General features: G+C 59.4%; 22 protein-coding genes and 1 pseudogene. 10 read left to right on the forward strand and 13 right to left on the reverse strand.

All coding sequences use genetic code 11. The features are described 5' to 3' along the window. Positions 1-146 precede the first annotated feature (146 nt). Positions 147-1,820: a DEAD/DEAH box helicase gene (locus C4J88_RS08215; RefSeq protein WP_124366387.1), complete on the forward strand. Its 1,674-nt coding sequence runs from the start codon at positions 147-149 to the stop codon at positions 1,818-1,820. A gap of 89 nt (positions 1,821-1,909) precedes the next feature. Here C4J88_RS08215 and C4J88_RS08220 read toward each other — a convergent pair whose 3' ends face one another. After that, complete coding sequence (locus C4J88_RS08220) at positions 1,910-2,677, reverse strand: class III extradiol ring-cleavage dioxygenase (protein WP_124406697.1); 768 nt, start codon at positions 2,675-2,677, stop codon at positions 1,910-1,912. A gap of 103 nt (positions 2,678-2,780) precedes the next feature. Here C4J88_RS08220 and C4J88_RS08225 point away from each other — a divergent pair, with 103 nt between their 5' ends. Next, positions 2,781-3,437 (forward strand): thiopurine S-methyltransferase, encoded by a 657-nt coding sequence (locus C4J88_RS08225; protein ID WP_124406698.1) that lies wholly within the window; start codon positions 2,781-2,783, stop codon positions 3,435-3,437. A gap of 56 nt (positions 3,438-3,493) precedes the next feature. On the opposite strand, the gene htpX is transcribed toward C4J88_RS08225, so the two are convergent. After that, on the reverse strand, positions 3,494-4,381 hold the full coding sequence (gene htpX, locus C4J88_RS08230; protein WP_124361920.1) for a protease HtpX: 888 nt from the start codon (positions 4,379-4,381) through the stop codon (positions 3,494-3,496). Between the two features lie 304 nt (positions 4,382-4,685). Then, positions 4,686-5,897, reverse strand: a complete 1,212-nt coding sequence (locus tag C4J88_RS08235) for a pyridoxal phosphate-dependent aminotransferase (RefSeq protein WP_065885153.1) — start codon at positions 5,895-5,897, stop codon at positions 4,686-4,688. A gap of 202 nt (positions 5,898-6,099) precedes the next feature. Here C4J88_RS08235 and msrB point away from each other — a divergent pair, with 202 nt between their 5' ends. After that, the gene (gene msrB / locus C4J88_RS08240) at positions 6,100-6,492 is read left to right on the forward strand and encodes a peptide-methionine (R)-S-oxide reductase MsrB (protein ID WP_124366390.1); all 393 of its coding nucleotides are present in this window, start codon (positions 6,100-6,102) and stop codon (positions 6,490-6,492) included. 151 nt (positions 6,493-6,643) lie between these two features. Then, the gene (locus tag C4J88_RS08245) at positions 6,644-7,129 is read left to right on the forward strand and encodes a glutathione peroxidase (protein ID WP_124406699.1); all 486 of its coding nucleotides are present in this window, start codon (positions 6,644-6,646) and stop codon (positions 7,127-7,129) included. On the opposite strand, the gene C4J88_RS08250 is transcribed toward C4J88_RS08245, so the two are convergent. Continuing rightward, entirely contained in the window at positions 7,122-9,434 is a 2,313-nt protein-coding gene (locus C4J88_RS08250; RefSeq protein ID WP_124366392.1) for a response regulator, read from the reverse strand. The genes C4J88_RS08245 and C4J88_RS08250 overlap by 8 nt on opposite strands. Positions 9,435-9,601: 167 nt before the next feature. Here C4J88_RS08250 and C4J88_RS08255 point away from each other — a divergent pair, with 167 nt between their 5' ends. Next, entirely contained in the window at positions 9,602-10,492 is an 891-nt protein-coding gene (locus C4J88_RS08255) for an ATP-binding protein (RefSeq protein WP_124366393.1), read from the forward strand. Beyond that, on the forward strand, positions 10,489-10,971 hold the full coding sequence (locus C4J88_RS08260) for a GAF domain-containing protein (RefSeq protein WP_124406700.1): 483 nt from the start codon (positions 10,489-10,491) through the stop codon (positions 10,969-10,971). The genes C4J88_RS08255 and C4J88_RS08260 overlap by 4 nt, the downstream gene beginning before the upstream one ends. A 208-nt stretch (positions 10,972-11,179) precedes the next feature. Here the strand turns inward: C4J88_RS08260 and C4J88_RS08265 are convergent, their stop codons facing one another. From C4J88_RS08265 to C4J88_RS08295, 7 genes are all read right to left on the reverse strand, one after another. After that, positions 11,180-14,815 carry a transporter substrate-binding domain-containing protein gene (locus tag C4J88_RS08265; protein ID WP_124406701.1) on the reverse strand — a complete coding sequence of 1,212 codons (3,636 nt, stop codon included), beginning with the start codon at positions 14,813-14,815 and terminating at the stop codon, positions 11,180-11,182. 8 nt (positions 14,816-14,823) lie between these two features. Next, positions 14,824-15,450 (reverse strand): response regulator transcription factor, encoded by a 627-nt coding sequence (locus tag C4J88_RS08270; protein ID WP_124366395.1) that lies wholly within the window; start codon positions 15,448-15,450, stop codon positions 14,824-14,826. A gap of 255 nt (positions 15,451-15,705) precedes the next feature. Continuing rightward, a complete protein-coding gene (locus C4J88_RS08275; RefSeq protein ID WP_124406702.1) occupies positions 15,706-16,101 on the reverse strand; it encodes a response regulator in 396 nt (131 codons plus the stop codon). 167 nt (positions 16,102-16,268) lie between these two features. Then, positions 16,269-17,600 carry a deoxyguanosinetriphosphate triphosphohydrolase gene (locus C4J88_RS08280; RefSeq protein WP_124361928.1) on the reverse strand — a complete coding sequence of 444 codons (1,332 nt, stop codon included), beginning with the start codon at positions 17,598-17,600 and terminating at the stop codon, positions 16,269-16,271. A 161-nt stretch (positions 17,601-17,761) separates the two neighbouring features. Then, positions 17,762-18,103 (reverse strand): hypothetical protein, encoded by a 342-nt coding sequence (locus C4J88_RS08285; RefSeq protein WP_124361929.1) that lies wholly within the window; start codon positions 18,101-18,103, stop codon positions 17,762-17,764. Further along, on the reverse strand, positions 18,100-18,489 hold the full coding sequence (locus C4J88_RS08290; protein WP_124366397.1) for a phage holin family protein: 390 nt from the start codon (positions 18,487-18,489) through the stop codon (positions 18,100-18,102). The genes C4J88_RS08285 and C4J88_RS08290 overlap by 4 nt, the downstream gene beginning before the upstream one ends. Positions 18,490-18,493: 4 nt before the next feature. After that, positions 18,494-18,808 (reverse strand): YqjD family protein, encoded by a 315-nt coding sequence (locus C4J88_RS08295; RefSeq protein ID WP_124361931.1) that lies wholly within the window; start codon positions 18,806-18,808, stop codon positions 18,494-18,496. A 345-nt stretch (positions 18,809-19,153) separates the two neighbouring features. Here C4J88_RS08295 and C4J88_RS08300 point away from each other — a divergent pair. From C4J88_RS08300 to C4J88_RS08315, 4 genes and pseudogenes are all read left to right on the forward strand, one after another. Next, positions 19,154-20,361 (forward strand): annotated as a pseudogene (locus C4J88_RS08300) (ammonium transporter). A gap of 67 nt (positions 20,362-20,428) precedes the next feature. Beyond that, positions 20,429-20,665, forward strand: coding sequence for a glutaredoxin family protein (locus C4J88_RS08305; protein ID WP_124366398.1), 237 nt, complete (start codon positions 20,429-20,431; stop codon positions 20,663-20,665). Positions 20,666-20,740: 75 nt separating this feature from the next. Then, positions 20,741-21,076, forward strand: coding sequence for a transcriptional regulator (locus C4J88_RS08310; RefSeq protein WP_124370143.1), 336 nt, complete (start codon positions 20,741-20,743; stop codon positions 21,074-21,076). 73 nt (positions 21,077-21,149) lie between these two features. After that, positions 21,150-22,040 carry a pseudouridine synthase gene (locus C4J88_RS08315; RefSeq protein ID WP_124370144.1) on the forward strand — a complete coding sequence of 297 codons (891 nt, stop codon included), beginning with the start codon at positions 21,150-21,152 and terminating at the stop codon, positions 22,038-22,040. 53 nt (positions 22,041-22,093) lie between these two features. Here the strand turns inward: C4J88_RS08315 and C4J88_RS08320 are convergent, their stop codons facing one another. Together C4J88_RS08320 and mobA are read right to left on the reverse strand one after the other, a co-directional pair. Beyond that, positions 22,094-22,315 (reverse strand): YgdI/YgdR family lipoprotein, encoded by a 222-nt coding sequence (locus C4J88_RS08320; protein ID WP_003189935.1) that lies wholly within the window; start codon positions 22,313-22,315, stop codon positions 22,094-22,096. 79 nt (positions 22,316-22,394) lie between these two features. After that, entirely contained in the window at positions 22,395-22,997 is a 603-nt protein-coding gene (gene mobA / locus C4J88_RS08325) for a molybdenum cofactor guanylyltransferase MobA (RefSeq protein ID WP_124366401.1), read from the reverse strand. Positions 22,998-23,002: the final 5 nt, after the last annotated feature.

The raw sequence follows: 23,002 nt of genomic DNA on the forward strand, positions 1-23,002 counted from the left end.
AGCGGACTCTTCCTTGACGAATCTTTTTCATTCATTCGTTTTCGCAAATCCCCGCCGACAAAGCAGCCAGGGCGACTCTTGAGTCTCAACACGGCATGCGCAGCTTTGGAGCATGGGTCTTTGCGGATGCACTTAGAGGCAGACCCATGACCCAGGAAACCGGCGGCTTCGCCGCTTTTAATCTTAATCCGAACATTCTCGCCGCCGTCATCGCGACTGGCTACGAAGAACCTTCGGCTATTCAGCAGCAATCGATCCCGATCATCATGGCCGGCCAGGACATGATTGGCCAGGCGCAGACCGGTACCGGTAAAACCGCCGCGTTCGCCCTGCCTATCCTGCACTGCATCGATCCTGCCAAGCGCGAACCGCAAGCCCTGATCCTGGCGCCAACCCGTGAGTTGGCGCTGCAAGTAGCAACCGCTTTCGAAACCTACGCCAAGCAAATGCCAGGTGTAACCGTTGTGGCCGTTTACGGCGGCGCGCCTATGGGCCCACAACTGAAAGCCATCCGTAACGGCGCACAGATCGTTGTCGCCACCCCGGGCCGTCTGTGCGACCACCTGCGTCGCGACGAGAAAGTCCTGTCGACCGTGAACCACCTGGTTCTCGACGAAGCCGACGAAATGTTGAAGCTGGGCTTCATGGATGACCTGGAAGTCATCTTCAAGGCACTGCCACCAACCCGTCAGACCGTACTGTTCTCGGCCACCCTGCCGCAGTCGATCCGTGCCATTGCCGAACGCCACCTGCGCGATCCGCAACACGTGAAGATCCAGACCAAGACCCAGACCGTTACCGCGATCGAACAGGCTCACCTGTTGGTTCACGCTGACCAGAAGACCTCGGCTGTATTGAGCCTGCTGGAAGTCGAAGACTTCGACGCCTTGATCATGTTCGTGCGCACCAAGCAAGCGACCCTGGACCTGGCCAGTGCCCTGGAAGCCAAAGGCTACAAGGCCGCTGCGCTGAACGGTGACATCGCCCAGAACCAGCGTGAGCGCGTGATCGACTCCCTCAAGGATGGCCGCCTGGACATCGTTGTGGCGACCGACGTTGCCGCCCGTGGCCTCGACGTTCCACGTATCACCCACGTGTTCAACGTTGATATGCCGTACGACCCAGAGTCCTATGTTCACCGTATCGGCCGTACCGGCCGTGCCGGTCGCGAAGGTCGTGCCCTGCTGCTGGTAACGCCGCGTGAGCGCCGCATGCTGCAGGTCATCGAGCGTGTCACCGGCCAGAAAGTGGCCGAGGTTCGCCTTCCGGATGCCCAGGCCGTTCTCGATGCCCGCATCAAGAAACTGACCAACAGCCTGGCGCCACTGGTGGCTGACGCTGAATCGACCCACGGCGAACTGCTGGACCGCCTGACCGCCGATATCGGTTGCACCCCGCGTGCCCTGGCTGCAGCGTTGTTGCGCAAAGCCACCAACGGTCAGGCCCTGACCCTGGCAGCGATCGAGAAAGAACGCCCACTGGTACCGAACAACGCGCCACGCGGTGATCGTCCAGAGCGTACCGGCGACCGTCCGGACCGTGGTGATCGTGAGCGTCGTGCTCCGGTTCCATTGGCTGAAGGCCGTGCTCGTTGCCGTACTGCGCTGGGTGCGCGTGACGGTATCGCTGCCAAGAACCTGCTGGGCGCTATCCTCAACGAGGGTGGCCTGGCACGTGAAGCCATCGGTCGCATTCAGGTCCGTGACAGCTTCTCCCTGGTGGAGCTGCCGGAAGACGGTCTGGAAAAACTGCTGGCCAAGCTCAAAGACACACGCGTTGCCGGCAAGCAGTTGAAGCTGCGTCGCTACCGCGAAGATTGATCCGCCCCTGGGCTGATTGATCGCACATAAAAAATCCCCGACTGGTTCGGGGATTTTTTTTGCCTGGGATTTCAGGCAGTGCACCTGTGTTAGCCAAAGCGATAGATGTCCATGCCCAAGGCGCCGAGGGTGAAGCCCTGATGCGCCACGCTGAAATCACCGCCGGCCCCTCGCGCAAAGTAAAGCGGCAACAAATGCTCGTCGCTGGGGTGGCTGCGCACTGCATGGGGCGCCAGGAGGCGATAGTCATGCAAGGCTGTTTCGTCACCGGCAGCGAGTTTTTCGACCACCCAGTCGCGAAAGGCTTGCGCCCATGGCGTGATGGTTTCTGGCCCGGCGCGCCAGTCCAGCTCACCGAGATTATGGGTGATGCTGCCGGAGCCGATCAGTAGCACACCTTGATCGCGCAGACTGCAGAGGGCATGTCCAACCCGGGTTTGAAAAGCCGGACCCATGCGGCTTGGCAGGGAGACTTGCACCACCGGAATATCCGCTGCCGGGTACATCAGCGACAGTGGCACCCAGGTGCCATGGTCGAAGGGCCGTTGGTTGTCGACCTGTGCAGTCAGGCCGTCAGCCTGCAATAACTCGACAATTTCCTTCGCTAGTCGTGGATCACCCGGCGCAGGGTATTGCACCGCAAACAGTTCGCGAGGGAAGCCGCCGAAGTCATGCCAGGTTTCGGGCGCGGCGCTGCCACTGACCAGCAGTCCGTGGCTTTCCCAATGCGCCGATACCACCACAATCGCCTTGGGCCGTGGCAGCGCGGCTGCCAGAGCCTGCAGCGCCGGGCCGCTGGCACCGGGTTGCAGAGCCAGCATCGGGGAGCCATGGGAGATAAACAGGCTGGGGAGCATAAGAAGAGTCCTGAAGATTAATTTCGGGCTATCTTCATTCAGATCATTAATCGAGATCTAATATAAGATTTAGTGTCTTTTGATCGATTTTTCGGGGTGATGCATGGACGCAAGAATTTGGCAGGAACGCTGGGCAACCAATCAGATCGGTTTTCATCAGACCGACGTTAATCCTTACTTGCAGCGGCATTGGTCAACGTTGGCCCTGGTCGATGGTGCCAGGGTTTTCGTGCCTTTGTGTGGCAAAAGCCTGGACATGAAGTGGTTGGCGGATCGCGGGCATCGCGTGATGGGTGTGGAGGTGTCGGATAAAGCCGTTGAGGCATTCTTCAGCGAACAGGGACTTACGCCGCAGATCGACCAGAGAGGCGTGTTCAAGGTGTATCAGGCGGGCCTGATCGAAGTGTGGTGCGGTGACTTCTTCGCCCTTGACGCAAGTGCTGTGGCTGATTGCGCGGCGTTGTATGACCGTGCGGCACTGATCGCCTTGCCGCAGCCAATGCGCTCGCGATACACCGAGCATCTCGATAACCTGCTGACCCCCGCCTGTGAGGGGCTGTTGATCACTGTCGACTACGACCAGGCGCAAAGGGCTGGCCCGCCCTTCGCTGTCCCGGATGAGGAAGTGCAGTCGCTGCTGGGCCCGCACTGGAATGTGGTCACGCTGCAAGAGCGGGACATTTTGAGTGAAAGCAGCAAATTCAAGGCGGATGGTGTTACTCGGCTTGATGAGCGTGTTTATCGGCTGACCAGGCGGTAAATCACGCCCACGAAAAAGGGGCGATTCAATCGCCCCTTTTTTGTATTGCCGGGTTATCAGCCGCGACGACGCAATGCGTCAATCCGCTCTTCCAGTGGTGGGTGGCTCATGAACAGGCGAGCCAGGCCCTGCTTGACGCCGCCGTTGATGCCGAAGGCGGTCAGGCTGTCCGGCATATGCACCGGCAGGCCTTGTTCGGAGCGCAGGCGTTGCAGTGCGCCAATCATCGCGCTGGTGCCCGCCAGGCGCGCGCCGGCTTCGTCTGCGCGGAACTCACGTTTACGCGAGAACCACATTACGATGGCGCTTGCCAGGAAGCCCAGGACCAGCTCGGCGAAGATGGTTGCCACGAAGTAGGCGATACCGCGGCCTTCTTCGTTCTTGAAGATCACCTTGTCGACGAAGTTACCGATGATTCGCGCAAAGAACATCACGAAGGTGTTCACCACGCCCTGGACCAGCGCCAGGGTGACCATGTCGCCATTGGCCACGTGGCCGATCTCGTGGGCCAGCACCGCCTTGACTTCGTCGGGCGAAAAACGCTCCAGGAGCCCCTGGCTGACAGCGACCAGCGCGTCGTTCTTGTTCCAGCCGGTGGCGAAGGCGTTGGCCTCATAAGCAGGGAAAATCCCCACCTCGGGCATTTTGATGCCTGCTTCTTGAGACAACTGCTCCACGGTTTGCATCAGCCATTGTTCATGGCGAGTGCGTGGTTGAGTGATGATCTGGGTGCTGGTGCTCATTTTCGCCATCCACTTGGAGATGAACAGCGAGAACAGCGAACCGGCAAAACCGAAGACCGCACAGAAAATCAGCAGCTGATTGAGGTTCAGATCAACCCCGTTGGCCGCCATGAACCCGTCGAAGCCAAAAAGGCTCAGGGTGACGCTGGCAATCAGTACGACCGCCAGGTTAGTGGCCAAGAACAGCAGGATGCGCATCATGGTTGTAGAATTCTCCTCATGCTTAATATGTCGCTTACTGCGGGGTATATAAGGTGCGGCATGGGGTGATTCAACCGGGCGACTATTTCAAACTGTGTCCTACAGCGAAAATGTAGCGCCTTGAAGGGATTTTCCCACAACAATTAGCCTTGCCGGTTCGCCGCCAAGCGTGTCGCACCCCCGTTAACGCTAGGGTAGGGCGCCTGGCGCGGTGCTATCACCCCGTTCGAGGTCGCCCGCGCCAGAGAAGTGTTGCCAGATAATCGCTGTACGACCAAATGCAGGTCGTACGGCATCATTTGGGTTACTGGCGATAGGACTTCAGGAAGTTGCCGATGCGACCGATCGCCATATCCAGTTCATCCACGCGCGGCAACGTCACCACGCGGAAGTGATCCGGCCACGGCCAGTTGAAGGCGGTGCCTTGCACCACCAGCAGCTTTTCCGACAGTAGCAGGTCGAGCACGAACTTTTCGTCGTTGAGGATCGGGCAGACTTTCGGATCGATCCGCGGGAACGCGTACAACGCACCCATGGGCTTTACGCAACTGACGCCCGGGATCGCATTGAGCAACTCCCAGGTGCGGTTACGTTGCTCCAGCAAACGACCTTGGGGCAGTACCAGGTCGTTGATGCTCTGGTAGCCGCCGAGGGCGGTCTGGATCGCGTGCTGGCTCGGCACGTTGGCGCACAGGCGCATGTTGGCCAGCATGTCGATGCCCTCGATATAGCTCTGGGCGTTGTGCTTTGGCCCGGAAATGGCGATCCAGCCGGAGCGGAACCCCGCCACGCGGTAGGACTTGGACAGGCCGTTGAAGGTCAGGCACAGCAGGTCTGGCGCCAGGGAGGCGGTGCACACATGGACGGCGTCATCGTAGAGGATCTTGTCGTAGATCTCGTCGGAGAACACCACAAGGTTGTGTTGGCGCGCCAGTTCGAGCATGCCCAGCAGCACTTCCCTGGAGTACACGGCACCGGTGGGGTTGTTCGGGTTGATGATCACCAGGGCCTTGGTGTTCGGGGTGATCTTGGCCTTGATATCGGCCAGGTCCGGGAACCAGTCGGCCCCTTCGTCGCACAGGTAGTGCACCGGGTGGCCACCGGCCAGGGTCACGGCGGCGGTCCACAACGGATAATCCGGCGCCGGCACCAGCACTTCGTCGCCGTTGTTGAGCAAGGCCTGCAGCGACATCACAATCAGCTCGGACACGCCATTGCCCAGGTAGATGTCTTCAATCCCGACACCTTCGACCTGTTTTTGCTGGTAATACTGCATCACCGCCTTGCGCGCGCTGAACAGGCCCTTGGAGTCGCTGTAGCCTTGGGCCGTGGGCAGGTTGCGGATCACGTCCTGGAGGATTTCGTCTGGCGCTTCGAAACCAAAGGGCGCCGGGTTGCCGATGTTCAGCTTGAGGATGCGATGGCCTTCCTCTTCCAGGCGTTTGGCGTGCTTGAGCACCGGGCCGCGAATGTCGTAGCAGACGTTGGCGAGCTTGTTCGATTTGCTGACCTGCATGGTGATGTGATCCTGAAAATGAACGATCCAGACGGCACCGGCACTACCGTACTGTGAATCCCGCGCACCGCGCACCCATAAATACGTTTGAATGGTGATGGCGCGGGTGCCAGACTGGCGTTTTGAAGAGGCGCAATCATACGTGCCGCCTGATCCACGGAAAAGACACAGATCAGGGTTTTTCAGTTGCCGAGGTGTACCGATGGAAAAGCTGCAGAAAACCATTGAAGAATGGAAAGCGATGCTCGACCCGGAGCAATACAACGTGTGTCGGCTCAAAGGCACCGAGCGGCCGTTCTCCGGCAAATACAACGCCACCAAGACCGACGGCGTGTACCACTGCATTTGCTGCAATGAACCGTTGTTCGATTCCACGGCCAAGTTTGACTCGGGCTGCGGCTGGCCCAGCTTCTACGAGCCGATTGCCGATAACGCGATGGTCGAGATCCGTGACATCAGCCACGGCATGATCCGCACCGAAGTCACCTGCGCCAAGTGCGACGCGCACCTGGGGCATGTATTCCCGGACGGGCCGCCACCGACCGGGCTGCGCTACTGCATCAACTCGGTGTGCCTGGACCTGGTGCCGCGCTAGGCAAGTACCCGCGTGGTCAAATGTGGGCGGGGGCTCGCTCCCCCCACGTGAGGCCCTGGGTTGATTGCACATCATCATTGCCGTCAATTGAGTTGACGCTATTGAATGGCGAGCTACCTTTCTGCTTCTTCCCTTAATCAAAGGCACTGCCATGAGCGACAACTTGCTGAGCATCCCTTGCACCACCATCACCGGTGAGCAAAAGACCTTGGCCGATTTCGCCGGCAAGGCCATTCTGGTGGTCAACACCGCCAGCAAGTGTGGTTTCACCCCGCAATACAAGGGCCTGGAGCAGCTCTGGCAGCAATACAAGGACCAGGGCCTGGTGCTGCTGGGCTTTCCGTGCAATCAGTTCGGCAAGCAGGAGCCCGGCAATGAAGGCGCGATAGCCGAGTTCTGCGAGTTGAACTTCGGCGTCAGTTTTCCCTTGTTCAAGAAAATCGACGTCAATGGCAGCGATGCCCACCCGCTGTTCGTGCAGCTCAAAAAGGCTGCGCCAGGCCTTCTGGGCTCGAAGAACATCAAGTGGAACTTCACCAAATTCCTCATCGGGCGTGACGGCAAAGAGGTCAAGCGTTTCGCCCCGACCACCAAGCCCCAGGACCTGAGTCAAGAGATCGAAGCGCTGCTCAAATGAGACTTGTCGTCTCAGGTACCCACAGGTCCAGCAGGGCCTTGAGTTCTTCGCGGCGAAACGGCTTGGCCAGGTAATCATTCATCCCCGCGGCACGGCAACGCTCACGTTCTTCGGACAGGGCGTTGGCGGTCAGGGCCACAATCGGCAGGTCCGGCCAGCGACCGCTCTGGCGAATCTGCCGGCTGGCCTCGTAGCCGTCCATCACGGGCATGTTGCAGTCCATCAACACTAGGTCGAAACGCTGGTCCTCGAGGAACTTGAGGGCTTCGCCACCATGGGCGGCCACGATGACCTCGCAGCCGAGCTTGCCGAGCATGCCCTTGGCCACCAGTTGGTTGACCGGGTTGTCCTCCACCAGCAGGATGCGCGCACGGTGGCTGAGGGGCGCGGCGTCGATTTGGACCGGGTCCAGAATCGGCTGCGTGTCGCTGCGCAAATTACGCTGCAGGATTTGGTACAGCGCGTTACGGCTCAGCGGGCGGGCTTGTTGCTGCAGCGGCGCCAGGGCCGCGACTTCTTCGCTGGGCATGAAGTTGCCATAGGCAGTCACCACCAGAATCGGCGCGCTGATGCCCGGCCTCAGGCGGAACAGGCACTCCGGGCAGTCGGTGATCAACAGGTCGGGGTACTGTCCGCTCAGGTCATCTTCCATGGAGTAGCAACGCGGCGCCAACCCCCAATGGGGCAGCAGGGTCGTGAGCAACTCCCCCAGGCCGCTGCTGTGGTGGGTGATGACGATCACATCCCCCGCCAATGGCACCCGAGCTGCCGCCGGCAGGTGGGTGGGCAACGGCAGGTCGGCGCAGAACTGGCTGCCGAAGCCGACTTCCGAACTGATGCTCAAGCGGCCCTGCATGGCTTCGCAGAGGTTATGGGTCAATGCGAGCCCCAAGCCGGTGCCGCCGAATTGGCGCGTAATACCAGCGCCGGCCTGGGTGAACGGCTGGAAAATCTTGACCTGCGCATCCTGGGCAATCCCGATACCGGTATCACAAACTTCAATGCGCACTCCGTCGCCGTGGTGGCTCAGGCGTACATCCACGCGGCCAAAGCGGGTGAACTTCAAAGCATTGGACAGCAGGTTACTGACGATTTGCCGTACCCGCGTCGGGTCACCAATGACTTGGGCAGCAAACAGCGGGTCGATCAGGCAGGTCAGTTCCACGCTGGGCGCGGCGTTTTGCGACAACAGGTTGGCGGTGTCTTCCACCAGCGAGCCCAGGTCGAACGGGATGCGCTCAAGCTCCAGTTGACCCGCGTCGAACTTGGACAGGTCGAGGATATCGTTGAGCAACTCCACCAGCACCTTGCCGGAGTCATGGGCAATAGACAGTTGCTGGCGCTGCTCGGCGTTGAGCGGGCTGTCCAGCGACAGGGCGATCATGCCCAGCAGGCCATTGAGCGGGGTGCGGATTTCATGGCTCATATTGGCCAGGAACGCCGCCCGCGCCTGGGCCATGCCTAGGGCGGTCATCCGCGCTGCTTCCAGCTCATCATTGATCTGGCTCAAGCGTTGGTTGCTGGTCTTGAGCTCAAGGGTGCGCGCAGAAACAATGTCTTCCAGTTGGCCCAGGTATTCGGTGAGACGATCTTCGGCATGGCGACGCTGCTGGATCTCGGTTTCCATGTTTTCGAATTGCTGGTTGGCAACGTTGACCAGCACGCCGATTTCGTCGTGCTCATGCCCTGGCGGGCAGTCCAGTCGCGCCTGTTTGCGCGTACTCAGCGCGCGAATAATGCGCACCAGCGGCTGGGTGAGCATGACGTAGAACAAGCCCAGCAAGATCCCGGTCAGCAGCAGGCTGCGCACAAAACCATTGAGCAACGTGACCTCGGCGCGGCGCAGGAAACGGCTGCCAAACGCGTAGGTATCGACATCAAGGCGCAGCACACCCAGGGATTCGTTGGGCATATGGCTGAGGTACAGGCGGTCTTCGAATTGACGGTTGGCACCGAACAGAAAATCGCTGACGGGTCGATAATGGCTTTCCTTGCGCGGCCGCTCGACGTCGGCCAGCACCATGCCGTTGTTGTCGACCAATTGTGCGTGGGCGATGGCAGGGGAGTGCAGCAGGCCCAGGGTCAGTTCCTGGGCAAGTTCGGCATCGATGTTGTAGGCGATACGCGAGGCAGGGTTATGGCTAATTTCGATCAGCGAGCGTATTTCACGGTTGATGGATGCGTCTTCACTGGCATAATCAATGCCGATTTGGATAAAACTGAGCAAGGTTCCCAAGACGAAACCGACCAGCACAGTCAATCTGGCTTGTTTATAAGACAAGCGGTGGGCGAACTTGATATCCATCGAGTGTTGAACCACTTCACGTTTCCCTTCGCCCGGCAAGCATAGCTGAACATCCCACCAGCGCTGACTTGCCCGGCATAAATCGGTTTTCTTGACGCAGCCTTGTGCGGTCTGCCACAGGGTTGCCAATACGCCATCTTTTACAAGAACTTGCCAGAGGAATAGATGTGGATTCTCGATTGAATGCCTTTCTTGAACGGGCTGACGCCGTGCTGGCGCGCCTGGAGCCCCTGTTACCCGCGCCGCGCCAAGTCATCGACTGGAACCAGTGCCTGGCCGCCCGCTGGCAGCGCGAAGGCCGTACAGGCTTCCTGTTGCCGCTGGAAGTCAGCCTGGACATGCGCCTGTCGGACCTGATCGGCGTCGACAAGCAGCGTGAACAGCTGGCGCGTAACACCCAACAGTTTCTCGACGGCTTACCTGCCAACCATGCGCTGCTATGGGGTTCGCGTGGCACCGGGAAATCATCCATGGTACGCGCCTTGCTCGCCCAGCACGCCGAGGCCGGCCTGCGCTTGATCGAAATCGAGCGTGACCACCTGGCCGACCTGCCGCGCGTGGTCGAGCAACTGCTCAAGCTGCCGCAGCGTTTCATCCTGTTCTGCGATGACCTGTCGTTCGATGCCGGGGAAGGTGACTATCGCGTGCTCAAGAGCGTGCTGGATGGCTCCCTGGAGCAGGCGCCGGAAAACGTGTTGCTGTATGCCACCTCCAATCGTCGTCACCTGGTGCCGGAGAACCAGAGCGACAACGACAATTGGAAGCGCGTGGATGGCGAACTGCACCCGAGCGAGGCGGTAGAAGACAAGATTGCCTTGTCCGACCGTTTTGGCTTGTGGCTGTCGTTCTACCCGTTTACCCAGGAGCACTTCCTGAATGTGGTGGAGCACTGGATCGGCGAATTGGCCGGCAAGACCGGCCTGCAGTGGCAGCGGGATGAACAACTCGACATTCTCGCCGTGCGCTGGGCGACCGGGCGCGGCAACCGCAATGGCCGCTGCGCCTATCAGTTCGCTCGTTACTGGGTGGGTCTCAAATTGCTGGAGCGTCAACCATGATCGATTTACAACAGGCCGGCACCGGCCTCGAGGGCTATGCGCTGCTGTGTGCGCAACTGGAGTCGCTGCTGGCGGATGAGCGGGATTTCATTGCCAACAGCGCGCAATTCTCCGCGTTCCTGTTCAATCAGTTGGACGACCTGAACTGGGCGGGTTTCTACCTCAATCACAATGATGAGCTGGTTCTTGGCCCCTTCCAGGGCCAGATCGCTTGCGTGCGCATCCCTTTTGGTCGTGGCGTGTGTGGTGCCGCCGCGGCGTCCCGGCAAACCCAGCGAGTGGAAGACGTGCATGCGTTTGCCGGGCACATTGCCTGTGACAGCGCCTCGAACAGTGAGTTGGTGGTGCCGCTGGTCAAGAACGGCCAATTGATTGGCGTCCTTGACCTCGACAGCCCGTCGCTGGCGCGTTTTACGCCTCAGGACCAGGCGGGTATCGAACAACTCGCGGCTATTTTCCTGCGCTTGACCGATTGCTGAGCGAGCGAGGCGGGGGGCAAGCCCTAATGCCAGTGAGTTAAGAAGTAGAAAGGGTAAAAAGTAACCTGTGGCGAGGGAGCTTGCTCCCGCTGGACTGCGCAGCAGTCCCATCTTTGGGGCCGCTTCGCGGCCCAGCGGGAGCAAGCTCCCTCGCCACAGGTACAGTGTTCGCCCTTAACTGACTGGCATTAGGGCAAGCCCCTGCCTCCTATTGGCCGTCCAGGCCATGCAGTTGAACCTGCAGTGCCCGTTCCAGCTCGAGCATGAGCTTTTCCAGGGATTTGACCCCCGTCTCGATCACTCGCCGATCATCGTTGCGCGAGCAGGCCTGCTCCAGTATTTCGCACTGCCCGGCCAAGGCATTGGCTTGGACGATGCGTGCGGCCCCCTTGATCTTGTGGGCCTGTTCGATGATGTCGGTGGATGAAGCCTTGCGATCCAGCAGCGCAATGAGTGCCTGACGATCATCAACGCTGCTGGTCAGCAGTTCTTCGAGCAGGCGTCGACTCAATTGCGAATCCCCTCCGGTCAGCGCGTCCAGGCATCCCAGGTCCAGCTGCGGGCTCGTGGGTTGGGGGATGATCTGTGCCAACTGCCGTTCCAGCACGGTGAGGCTGATAGGTTTGAACAGGCAGTCATCCATGCCCGCTTCCATGCAGCGTTGTCTTTCCTCCGGTTGTGCATTGGCGGTAAACCCCAGTACCACGCAGTGCGCCAACTGTTCGCGGTGCTCGTACTCACGGATGGAACGGCTCAACTCGTAGCCATTCATGATGGGCATGTTGCAGTCGGCGATCACCAGGTCGAACTGTTCCTGGCGCCAGGCCTGGAACCCGGCGGCACCATGCTCGGCGGCGGTGAATTGATGGCCCAGGTAGCCCAGTTGCTGGCACATCAGCAGGCGGTTCGCCGGATGGTCGTCTACTACCAGCACATTGAGCACCGGGGTAGAGACCGGCTTCGCAGGCGTGTGCTCACCCTGGGGGGTGATCGGATGCAGGCGCGGCATTTTCAGGTTGACGTGCACCTGGGTGCCGACCATGGGCACGCTGCTCAGGCTCAGCTGGCCGCCCATCATCGCGCAAAGGCTGCGGCAGATCACCAGGCCCAGGCCGGCACCGCTTCTGGCCAGGTGCCCGGAATTGTCGGCCTGGGCGAACGGCTCGAACAGGCGCAGTTGGTCGTCCCTGCTGATGCCGATACCGGTGTCTTCCACGACCAGCTTCACGTCGACCTGTTCCTGGGTCTGGCTCGGTTGCACCTCCACCTTGATTTTCACCTGGCCGTGTTCGGTGAACTTGATGGCGTTGCTCACAAGATTGGACAGCACTTGCTTGAAGCGCAGCGGGTCTATGAGGACTTCGATGTCGTTCAGGTCGGGCTTGAACTCCAGTAGCAGGCTGAGGGTTTTCTGGCGCGCAAGACCGTCAAACACGCGTACCACGGACTCGATCACCTCGCGCAGATTGACGCGTTCCGGCGCCAGGCTGAGACGGCCGGACTCAATGCGCGCGATGTCGAGAATGTCGCCTATCAGTTCCAGTAGATCCTTGGCCGAGTTGTAGGCCACTTCTATCGCCGGACGGTCGAGATGCCCTTGGTCGGCCCGCTTGAGCGTCAGTTCGAGCATGCCGATCACGGCGTTCATGGGGGTGCGGATCTCGTGGCTCATGGTGGCAAGGAACGTGCTTTTGGCGCGGTTGGCCTCGTCGGCGCGCTCTTTGGCGGCGCGCAGTTCATCGAACAACTGACGCCGTTCACTGATGTCGATCCAGCCGCCGATGATGCCCTGGACTTCGCCAGTGGAATCGCGGTAGGGCAGGATCCAGTGGTAGATCGTCAGCTTCCTCTCCTCGATATGCAGGGTGCGGTCCAGGATCAATGGATTGCCTTCAGCCACCACCCGCAGGTAGTCGGCATGGTACTGCGCTGCTTCGGGCGCGAGGGCCATGCTCATCTGGGTCACGCTTTTGCCGATCACATCCTCTCGCTTGACGTCGAAGGCCTGCAGATAACTGTCGTTGCAGGTTTGCAGCAAGCCATTACGGTCGCGTACATAGATGGGGTGCGGTGTTTCGTTGACCAGCGCGCGCATGAATTCGAACTGATCGTTGAGCGCGCGCTCGGCCATTTTTCGTTGCCTGATCTGGCGCCGCATGTAGGCATTCCAGGTCAGGGAAATCAGGAGCAGCAAACCGGTACCGATGACGATTTTGGCAATCAGTTGGTTGTAATTGCGCCAGTAGCTATCGGATTCGACTGTGTAGCCTCGCCAGCGACTGTTGATCACCCCCATTTCATCCGGGGCGATACTGAGCAGCGCTTTATCGAGGATCGAGCCCAACTCGGTGGCATGGCGAGAGGTGGCCAGGGCGAACGTCGCCGGCGTGGTGCCAATACTCGTGGTGATCTGCAGCTTGTCCCGGAAAACCTTCGAGGACAGGAAATAGTTAGCGATCAACAGTGTGTTCACAGCGCCATCCACTTGCCCTTGTGCAAGCAACTCGGAGGCCCTGAAGGTATCGCCGGTTTCCACCAGTTGAATCTGCGGAAAGTCTTTGCGCAGGATTTCGGCCAGCGGAGTGCCCAGGGTCACCGCCAGGCGCTTGCCCGCCATCTGCTCCAGGTTCAGCGGTGCTCCGGGTTCTTTGCGGGTCAATAGCACGTACGAGTTTTCCAGGTAGGGACGGCTGAAGTTCAGCTGCGCCTCCCGTTGGTTACTCGGCACGATCGCCCCGATCATATCGACTTTCTGCGTGGCGACCTGCTCGATCATATCGTCGACTTTACGTCCGCGCTGCACCGCAAAACGCAAGCCGGTGCGCAAGCGAATGAGTTCAAGAAGGTCGGCGGTGATGCCGCGAAAGTTGCCCTCCGCATCGAAGAAGGTGAGCGGGGCAAAGGTTTCATTCACGATGACCGTTACCACCGGGTGCGCCTTCAACCAGCGTTCTTCGCGCGGGGTCAGTTGCAGCTTCTCGTCGGTCAGCAAGATATCGCTACCGGCGCTCCAACGCTTGGCGATGCTATCCCGCTCATTGATGGGCACAGCCGCCAGCACCGTGTCGACAATGCTCAGGAGAACGAGGTTGTCGTGGCGCAGGGCAAAGCTGAAGCCATAGGCTTCATGCTTGCCGAAGTTGGCCATGCGAACGTTTTTGAGGTAGCCCTTGTTAATCATGAAGTGGGTGGAAATCGTATCGCCAAGAAATACATCCGCCTGGTCAAACGCCACTGCATTCAGGGCATTTTGATAAGAGGGATAGGTGCGGATATCCGCCTTGGGGTACAGCTTTTCCACTTCATCGAACGGCAGGTAATGATAGACGAGGCTCAAGCGCAGCCCTTCAAGGCCATCGCTGAGGCTGCGGGTTTCCCCCTCGCGAGTGACCAGTACTGGCTGGTCCACGGCGTAAGGTGCCGACAATGTGAGATTGGGGTTCGCGGCCTCAAAGCCGTTGGAGGAGCCCAGCAAATCGATGTCGCCGGCTTCGAGGGCTTGAATGGCGGCCACCCGGGTAGGGTAGCGCAGGACCTTCACCGGTATGGCCAGTGCCTTGGCCAGCAGGCCTGCATAATCTGCGGTAAGGCCTTCGTAATCGCGACCACTGGAGGTGAGGTCGAACGGCGGGTAGTCAGGCGCGGCAGTACCCAGCACCAGTTCGCGCTTGTATTGCAGCCACTGGCGCTGGGTCCTGTCCAGTTGAGTGTTCAGTTGAACGATTCCGGCGCGGCTCAATAAAGTGAAGTGTTGCGGGTCGGTGGAGTCGCCCGCAAGCACGGTAGTGCTGAAGTACAAACCGGCACTCAATATGATCAAATAGTCCTTGATACGGCTGGGCATCCGTTTTCTCACACTAGCGCGTTTCGTTTTGCCATCTCGATGAGCTCGACTAAAGACTGGGCTTTTAGTTTTTGCATTAGTCGCTTTTTATACGTGCTGACGGTTTTATTACTCAGGAACATGCCCTTGGCTATTTCTTTGTTGGTGCGGCCTTGTGCAAAAAGTTGCAAGACCATGAGTTCTCGGTCGTTAACAGCCCTGAACAAGTCCAGCTCCTGCGTGTCCATGCCTTCCGTTCCATTTGCATTCAATGCCTGGCTGGGGAAGTAGTTGTACCCGGATAGTACGGCGCGGATAGCACTCAGTAGTTCACTCAGGTCGCCTTCCTTGCAGACGTAACCGTCCGCGCCCGAACGCATGCAGCGCGTGGCAAACAGCGTCGGGCATTGGGCAGTAAGTACCAGGGTTTTCATCGAAGTGTTCATGGCGTTGAAGCGGCAGAGAACTTCGAGGCCGTCAAGTTTCGGAATGCTGATATCCAGGATTACCAAGTCCGGCAGGCATTCGCGGACCATTTGTATGGCGTCGCACCCGTTATCCGTTTCTCCAACGACTTTGTAACCTTCATGTTCCAGTAACATTCTGATGGCAAGCCGTATAACGGGGTGGTCGTCGATAATAAAAACGGTGTTCATAATCACATTCCATGCAGGTGCAAATAAAGCATTCACATTAGCTCAGAAGAAGAGCCAGCAGCATGAAGCGTGGGGGTGACAAGCGCAAAACAGGAAGTTTCCTACACAAAGAAAGGCATAGGCCTACGAGTTGCTAGGTAATTGTGACACTAAGTGTGTGTGTTTTCAGGGCGGTTGGCGTAGCTAACGGTCACGGGTATTTTGCGACAGCTCTCTCGTTGTTTTTCGCAATTACTAAGGTATAAATTCCTACACTTATAATGGGTGAGTTAAACTCATTAAGCGCTCAAGTTCATCTTTATTTAACGGTTTTGATAAACAACCCAGAAGTGGCAGATTACGCTGCGCAGCTTGTGCGGTCAGTTTGAGTAATTCCGTCGTTGGTAGCCCGCTCAATAGAATCGCTCGGGTAATAAACTGACCACGGCTGGCGATTTCTACCAACTCAAGTCCGGGCAGGTCGGGCAGGCATTGGTCGCATAACATCAAGTCGAAGGGGAATTCAGACTGGGTCATGGTGCGTATGGCCTGTTCGGCATTTTCGACGGGGGTGAGCTGGTGGAAGCCGAAGCTTCTAAGCAAGCATTGGGTGGCGAGGAGTTGAAAAGGGTGGTCCTCCACCAAAAGAATACGAAGGGGATAGTTGGGCATAGAGAGTACACAGTGAGTCAAGCGTCGATGGGAGCGTAGGAACTGCTCGTCTTGTCTGCGATGGCGTGCGTGATTATTCCTCGGGAATATGTACGAATTCGATCAGGCCGCTCTGTTCCCATCGTAGGGCGATTCGTTTCAGGCAACAGAGCGAGTCGATCGAGTCGTTATTGAGGGCTGGAGCGCCCGGTCATCTCTCGAGCCATCTCGGTGGCATAGCTGTCGGTCATGCCGGCGATGAAGTCGATCATGCGCAGGAACGAGGCGTGCAATGGCCAGGCAGGGTCCGGCGCGCTGTTGCCCAGCAAGTCGAGAATGCGCCGGTGCTTGAACGACGGCGTACGCCCGCCGTGTTGCTCCAACGCCGCACCGCAAAAAGCGTTCAGCAGAATTTCCAGGGTGGTGTAGGCGCCGATTTCATGCAGGGTCTTGCGTTTGTCCTGGAAGATTTTCTTGCGCGCCATGTCCTTGGCATCCAGTACGCAACGCTTCGCCGGACCGTGCATATGCTCAACCAGGTCGCCAGGCAGGGTGCCGGCAAGCAGGGCGTCCTGTTGTTCGACGAATGCGCGCGCCGCTGCGTTGGTCAGGTGCTCGATGGCCTTGCCGCGCAGGATCGCCAGCTTGCGCCGACGGGAATCCTGCGGGCCCAATTGCCGATACGTCTGCGGCAGGTCATCACCGACCAGGTCGAGCAGCAGTGACTCGACTTCGGCGTACTCCAGCAAGTCCATCTCCAGGCCATCTTCCAGGTCAATCAGCGCATAGCAGATGTCGTCGGCGGCCTCCATCAAGTACACCAAGGGGTGGCGGGCCCAGCGTTGCTCCTCCAGTTGAGGCAGGCCGAGTTTATGGGCGATCTGTTCCAGAATCGGCAACTCGCTCTGGTAGCAGCCGAACTTGTGTTTCTTGTAGCCCAGCGAGTCCGCGTGGCGGGCAGTCCAGGGGTACTTGAGGTAAGTGCCCAAGGTGGCATAGGTCAGCCGCGTGCCGCCGTCGAATTGATGATATTCAAGCTGGGTCAATACGCGGAAACCCTGGGCGTTGCCTTCAAAGTTGAGGAAGTCATTGCGCTCGGCGTTGCTCATGTCATCCAGCCAGCCGCGCCCGGCGGCCTGCTGGAACCAGTGGCGAATGGCGTCTTCGCCGGAGTGACCGAAGGGTGGATTACCGATGTCATGGGCCAGGCAGGCCGATTGCACCACCATGCCCAAATCGCTGGGATCGCACCAGTCGGGCAGGGCGCCGCGCAACGTTTCACCGACGCGCATGCCAAGGGAGCGGCCCACACAGCTGACTTCCAGCGAGTGAGTCAGGCGCGTGTGGATATGGTCGTTGCTCGAAACCGGATGCACTTGGGTCTTGCGGCCCAGGCGACGGAAAGCGCCGGAAAAAATAATGCGGTCATGGTCTTTGTGAAAAGGGCTGCGGCCTAGTTCTTCGGGGCTGTGCAGGGGCTTGCCAAGACGTTCGCGGGTCAGCAGGGTAGGCCAATCCAAGGCAGGTACTCTCCGTACGGTGAATGACACCTGCAGCTTCCCGTTTCCACGCGGGCGGGGCAAGCGGAAATCTTCAGGTGGACAGCGGCAGACAACAGGCACTGACCGCCGTGGCGCAGTTGCCAGGCGGTCAGTTGTAGCGTGGAGTCAGCGAGCGGGGCTTATTTTCTGCGCGATGCGCCTTGCATGGCCAGTTTGATCAGCGGGATCAACCCGGCCCCCAGCCGTACCAGGCGCGTCACGCTGCTGATGCTGCCGCCCTTGGCGCCCTTGCCGGTGAAGAACCCCATCAATGTCACCGCCGCCACGCCCCACAGCGGCGCGTGCTTGATGCCCAGGCTGTCTTGCCAGTTGTGACGCAGGTCGCGCACTTTGTGCAGCGGCGCCATCAGTTGCTGGGACTCGTGACGGATTTCCTGACGGTGCATTTCCATGCGCAGGCGGATCAACGCCTTGCGCATCTCCCGACGGGACGAGTTTTGCGGGATTTCAGGCAGGCTCATGGCAACAGGCGCTCCCGGTCATTGGCCAATTCTTCGAGGGTGGCGTGGAAGGGCGTGGACTCATCGAACACGGCCGCTTTCAAGCGTACCCCGCAGAATGCTGCGGCCAGGCTGTAAAACACACACAGACAAATGATCCCGGTCAGGCGGTAGCCGGTATCCCATACCAGAATCATCACCAATGTCGATAAGCCCACCAACAACAGCAGGGCAAACACTAGGGCCAAGCCGGCAAACAGCAGCAGGCTGACCGTGCGCGCCTTCTGTTCCTGTAACTCGATGCCAAACAGTTCGACATGGCTGTGCAGTAAGCCGAGCACGGCAGCGCCCAGGCGGCGGGAGGTGGTACCTGCGCCCTTAGACGAGCTGGATTCGTCGATAGCCATGATATTAGCGCCTGGTAGCCAACAGACCGATCAAAAAGCCCACGCCCGCCGCAATGCCGACAGACTGCCATGGGTTGGCCTGCACGTAATCTTCGGTTGCCGTAATGGCCGCCTGCCCACGCTCGCGCAGGGAGTCTTCGGTCAATTGCAGGGTTTCGCGGGCCTTGAGCAGGCTTTCGTGAATCTTGGTGCGCAGCTCATCGGCCTGGTCACCGGCCAGGATGGCAGTGTCGTCCAGCAACCTTTCGGTATCGCTGACCAGGGTCTGGAAATCCGCCATCAGTATTTCTTGAGCAGTCTTTGCTGTTTTGCCGGCCATGGTTATCTCCGTGTGTGGCTGTTCTGTACGTGTGGTTTCGAGTCGCCGGGTTCGCCGAAGGTTCACTGCGATTGTGTGGTACAGCTTTTGCTTTGCCTTGGTGCGCATGCCCTGGGGCCTGCGCTGAATCCGGGCGGTCGAGGTGAAAACCTTGAAAAACCTTACCCTAATTAACTGAAACTCGCGCAAATACCCCGTCGGGGAGCGCCGGTTGTGTTGATCGCTGCGCTAAAGCAGTTCACGTCCTCTGAAGAAGGACGGCGGCTTTGGTGCCAATTTGGTGCGAGCAACCCCGGCTTGAACCGCTTTGGTGCTGTTTGCCTTACCGCAGGCCTGCCAACCTCCATGGAAAATCTGCAAAGTGCGGTGGACACCCTTGTCCACAGCTCCAATACCCTGTTCATCCTGATCGGCGCGGTCATGGTCCTGGCCATGCACGCCGGTTTCGCCTTTCTGGAAGTCGGTACGGTGCGCCAGAAGAATCAGGTCAACGCGTTGTCGAAAATCCTCAGCGACTTCGCGATCTCCACCCTGGCTTATTTCTTTATAGGCTATTGGATCTCCTATGGGGTCAGCTTCATGCAGCCGGCGGCGGTGATCAGCGCGGATCATGGCTACGGCCTGGTGAAGTTTTTCTTCCTGCTGACCTTTGCCGCCGCGATCCCGGCGATCATTTCCGGGGGGATTGCCGAGCGCGCGAAGTTCGCGCCGCAGTTGTGCGCGACGGCATTGATCGTGGCGTTCATCTACCCGTTCTTCCAAGGCATGGCGTGGAACGGCAACTTCGGCCTGCAAGCCTGGCTGCTCGCGACCTTTGGCGCCAGCTTCCATGACTTCGCCGGGTCCGTGGTGGTCCATGCCATGGGCGGCTGGCTGGCGTTGGCAGCGGTGCTGTTGCTCGGCCCGCGCAACGGACGTTACCGCGACGGGCGCCTGGTGGCGTTTGCTCCTTCGAGCATTCCGTTCCTGGCGCTGGGCTCGTGGATCCTGATCGTGGGCTGGTTCGGTTTTAACGTGATGAGCGCGCAAACCCTCAATGGCGTCAGCGGCCTGGTGGCGGTCAACTCGTTGATGGCAATGGTCGGCGGCACCGTCGCCGCGCTGGTGATCGGCCGCAATGACCCCGGCTTTCTGCACAACGGCCCGCTGGCCGGGTTGGTGGCGATCTGTGCCGGTTCCGACCTGATGCATCCGGTGGGCGCGTTGGTCACCGGTGTGGTCGCGGGGGCTTGTTCGTCTGGTGCTTCATGGCGGCCCAGGACCGTTGGAAAATCGATGACGTGCTGGGCGTATGGCCACTGCATGGCCTGTGTGGGGTATGGGGCGGCATTGCCTGCGGCATCTTAGGGCAGACGGCGCTGGGTGGGCTGGGCGGTGTGAGCCTGGTCAGTCAGTTGATCGGCACCGTCCTCGGCGTCGCCGTGGCGCTGGGCGGCGGCCTGCTGGTGTACGGTGTGATCAAGCGCGTGTGCGGGCTGCGCCTGAGCCAGGAAGAGGAGTATTACGGGGCGGACTTGTCGATCCACAAGATCGGCGCTGTCAGCCAGGATTGATCGGCGCGCCGGTTGCCCAATGTTGGGTTTAGAATGGTGGCGTGTTTTCCATTCGAGTTGATTTGCCATGCTTCCTGAATGCCAGCTGTTCGGCACCCTGGGTTGCCATCTGTGTGAAATTGCCGAAGCCGAAATCATGCCGCTCGTCGAACACGGGTTGCTCGTGGAGCTGGTGGATATCACTCATCCCGACGACTTGACCGAGGTCTACGGCCTGCGGATTCCGGTGCTTAGACGGGTGGACACCGGGGCTGAACTGGATTGGCCGTTCGACACTGACCAAGTGGTTGCTTTCCTGCGCTGACGTTTTAGACCATGGCGGGTTTCCTAATATTACGTTACTGTATGTTTGTACAGCGATTGAATAGAGGGAACGCCCGTGGTGAATGTCGAACAACTGAAAAGCAGCGTCAATCGCATGTCCGCCGACGTCGTGCGCGATGCGGTGAGCGAGCTGCGCCTCGATGGCCTGGTCACGGAAGGCAAGACGCCCTTCAACAAAGTGCATTTCAATACCTGCTTTGCAGAAATCGAGGCGCTGTTCCAGCGTGCCGGTTATCACAAGCAGTTGGACGTGGTGGGTTACCAGGGCTTGCTCTACGCCCTGTACGATCCGGGCCGTTGGGAGGCCGTAGACGTGCTGCGCTGGCTCAAGGAGTTTACCGACGCGGCGAGCGCTTCGAAGGTTTTGCGCACGCAATTGGTCAAGGCCTGAGATCTCTCCTAGGCTCAATCCCGCGCCATGCGGGATAATGCCCGCCTGTTTATTCCAGGCTTTGAGCATCTGCATGTCCACTTCCGGTTTTTCCCCGTCACAGCACCAAGCCAGCACCTTATACCTGCCGCCTGGCCCGTGGGCGACGGTGCTCGATTGCCTGTGCGATCATTTCCCGGCAATCGCCCGTGAACACTGGCTGGACCGCATTGCCCGTGGCCGGGTGCTGGATATCAACGGTCGCCCCATTCGCCTGGACCTGGCGTACAAGGAAGGCCTGTGCATTTATTACTTTCGCGAAGTGCCCAACGAGAAAGTAATCCCGGTACAGGAAACCATCCTGTACGCCGATGAACACTTGGTGGTGGCCGACAAACCGCATTTTCTGCCGGTGACCCCCGCCGGCGAATACGTCGAACAAACGCTGCTGCGCCGTTTGATCCGGCGTCTGGACAATCCCGCCCTGGTGCCCCTGCACCGCATCGACCGGCATACCGCAGGGCTGGTGCTGTTCTCGGCCAATCCCGATAGCCGCGCGGCCTATCAGCAGCTGTTTCCCACGCGGCGCATCGATAAATTCTACGAAGCCATTGCCCCCGCCTTACCTGATCTGGCCTTTCCCCTGGTGCACAAAAGCCGGTTGGTGGACGGCGAACCGTTCTTCCGCATGCAGGAAGGCCCCGGTGCCAGCAATACCGAAACGGCGGTGGAAGTGCGCGAGAAACACGGCGATTTATGGCGCTATGGCCTGTTCCCGGTCACCGGCAAGAAGCACCAGTTGCGCGTCCACATGACTGCACTCGGGGCGAGCATCTGCAATGACCCGTTCTATCCCAACGTGATCAAGGACGCGGTGGACGACTACGCCAACCCGCTCAAGTTGCTGGCCCAGGGCGTACGTTTCATCGACCCGGTCAGCGGCCAGCAACGCACCTTTCGCAGCGAAATCACCCTGGACTGGTAAACGCCAGAAACAACAAGGCCCGCGCGAGGCGGGCCTTGTGTGCAAGCGCTGGCTTACAGGTCTTTAACGGTACGAACCTGATCTTTGTTGATACGGGTGTGTTTGCCGTCCAACTGTTCGAATTCGTAGAAGCCCGAATCTTCATCGTATTTCGGGGTGTCGACGGCCTGGATTTCGCGACCGTCATTCAGGGTGATCACTGTTGGCGAAGCGCAACCGGCGAGGGTGGCGAGGCCCAGTGCAAGCATGAGAGCGGCGATGGTCCGTTGAGTCATGAGTGTGTCTCCGAGAGAATACTTTTGAAATGCTGACCTTGTGACGTGTGCAACGCCGGCAAAGTTCCTGATGCAAGGCTCATTCTGACACGCCAGCCTGTGGGTGCAACAGCTCGGGGGTATTAAGATTGGCCAGGCGCGGGTCATCGGTGGCGCATTCGAGCGCCACGCCACCCAGTTGCAGGAAAATTTTCCGCGGGCTGCGTTCGCCCGCTTGCCAGGCTCGTTCCACTTGTTCTTTCAGGGCGGTGGGGAGGATGCAGAGCAAGGGTTCCCAGAACTCGCCGTGGCGAATCATCACCGGAACCTGCGGGTTGCAGCGCGCTGTGGCACGCAAGTCGGCCAGCAGTCGTGCATCGATGCGCGGCACATCGCAGGGCAGGATCAGCAGATGCCCATGGCGTGCAGCGAACAATCCCGCGCGGATGCCGGCAAGTGGCCCGGGAAAGTCCGAGCTGTCGTCGCTCACCAGTTGGTCGGCATAGGGCGCATACCGCGCGTGGTTGCGATTGCACGAGATGATCAGGTCGTCCGTCAGCGGCCGCGCCAGGCGTTGCAGGTGCGCAATCAAGGGCTCGCCGCGCCATTCCAGCAGCCCCTTGTCCTGGCCGCCCATGCGTTGGCCACGCCCACCGGCCAACAATAAAATCGAGCAAGGCAGGGGTGAAGATTCAACAGACATGGCGG

The organism is Pseudomonas sp. R4-39-08 (assembly GCF_003852275.1).
GTDB lineage: Bacteria > Pseudomonadota > Gammaproteobacteria > Pseudomonadales > Pseudomonadaceae > Aquipseudomonas.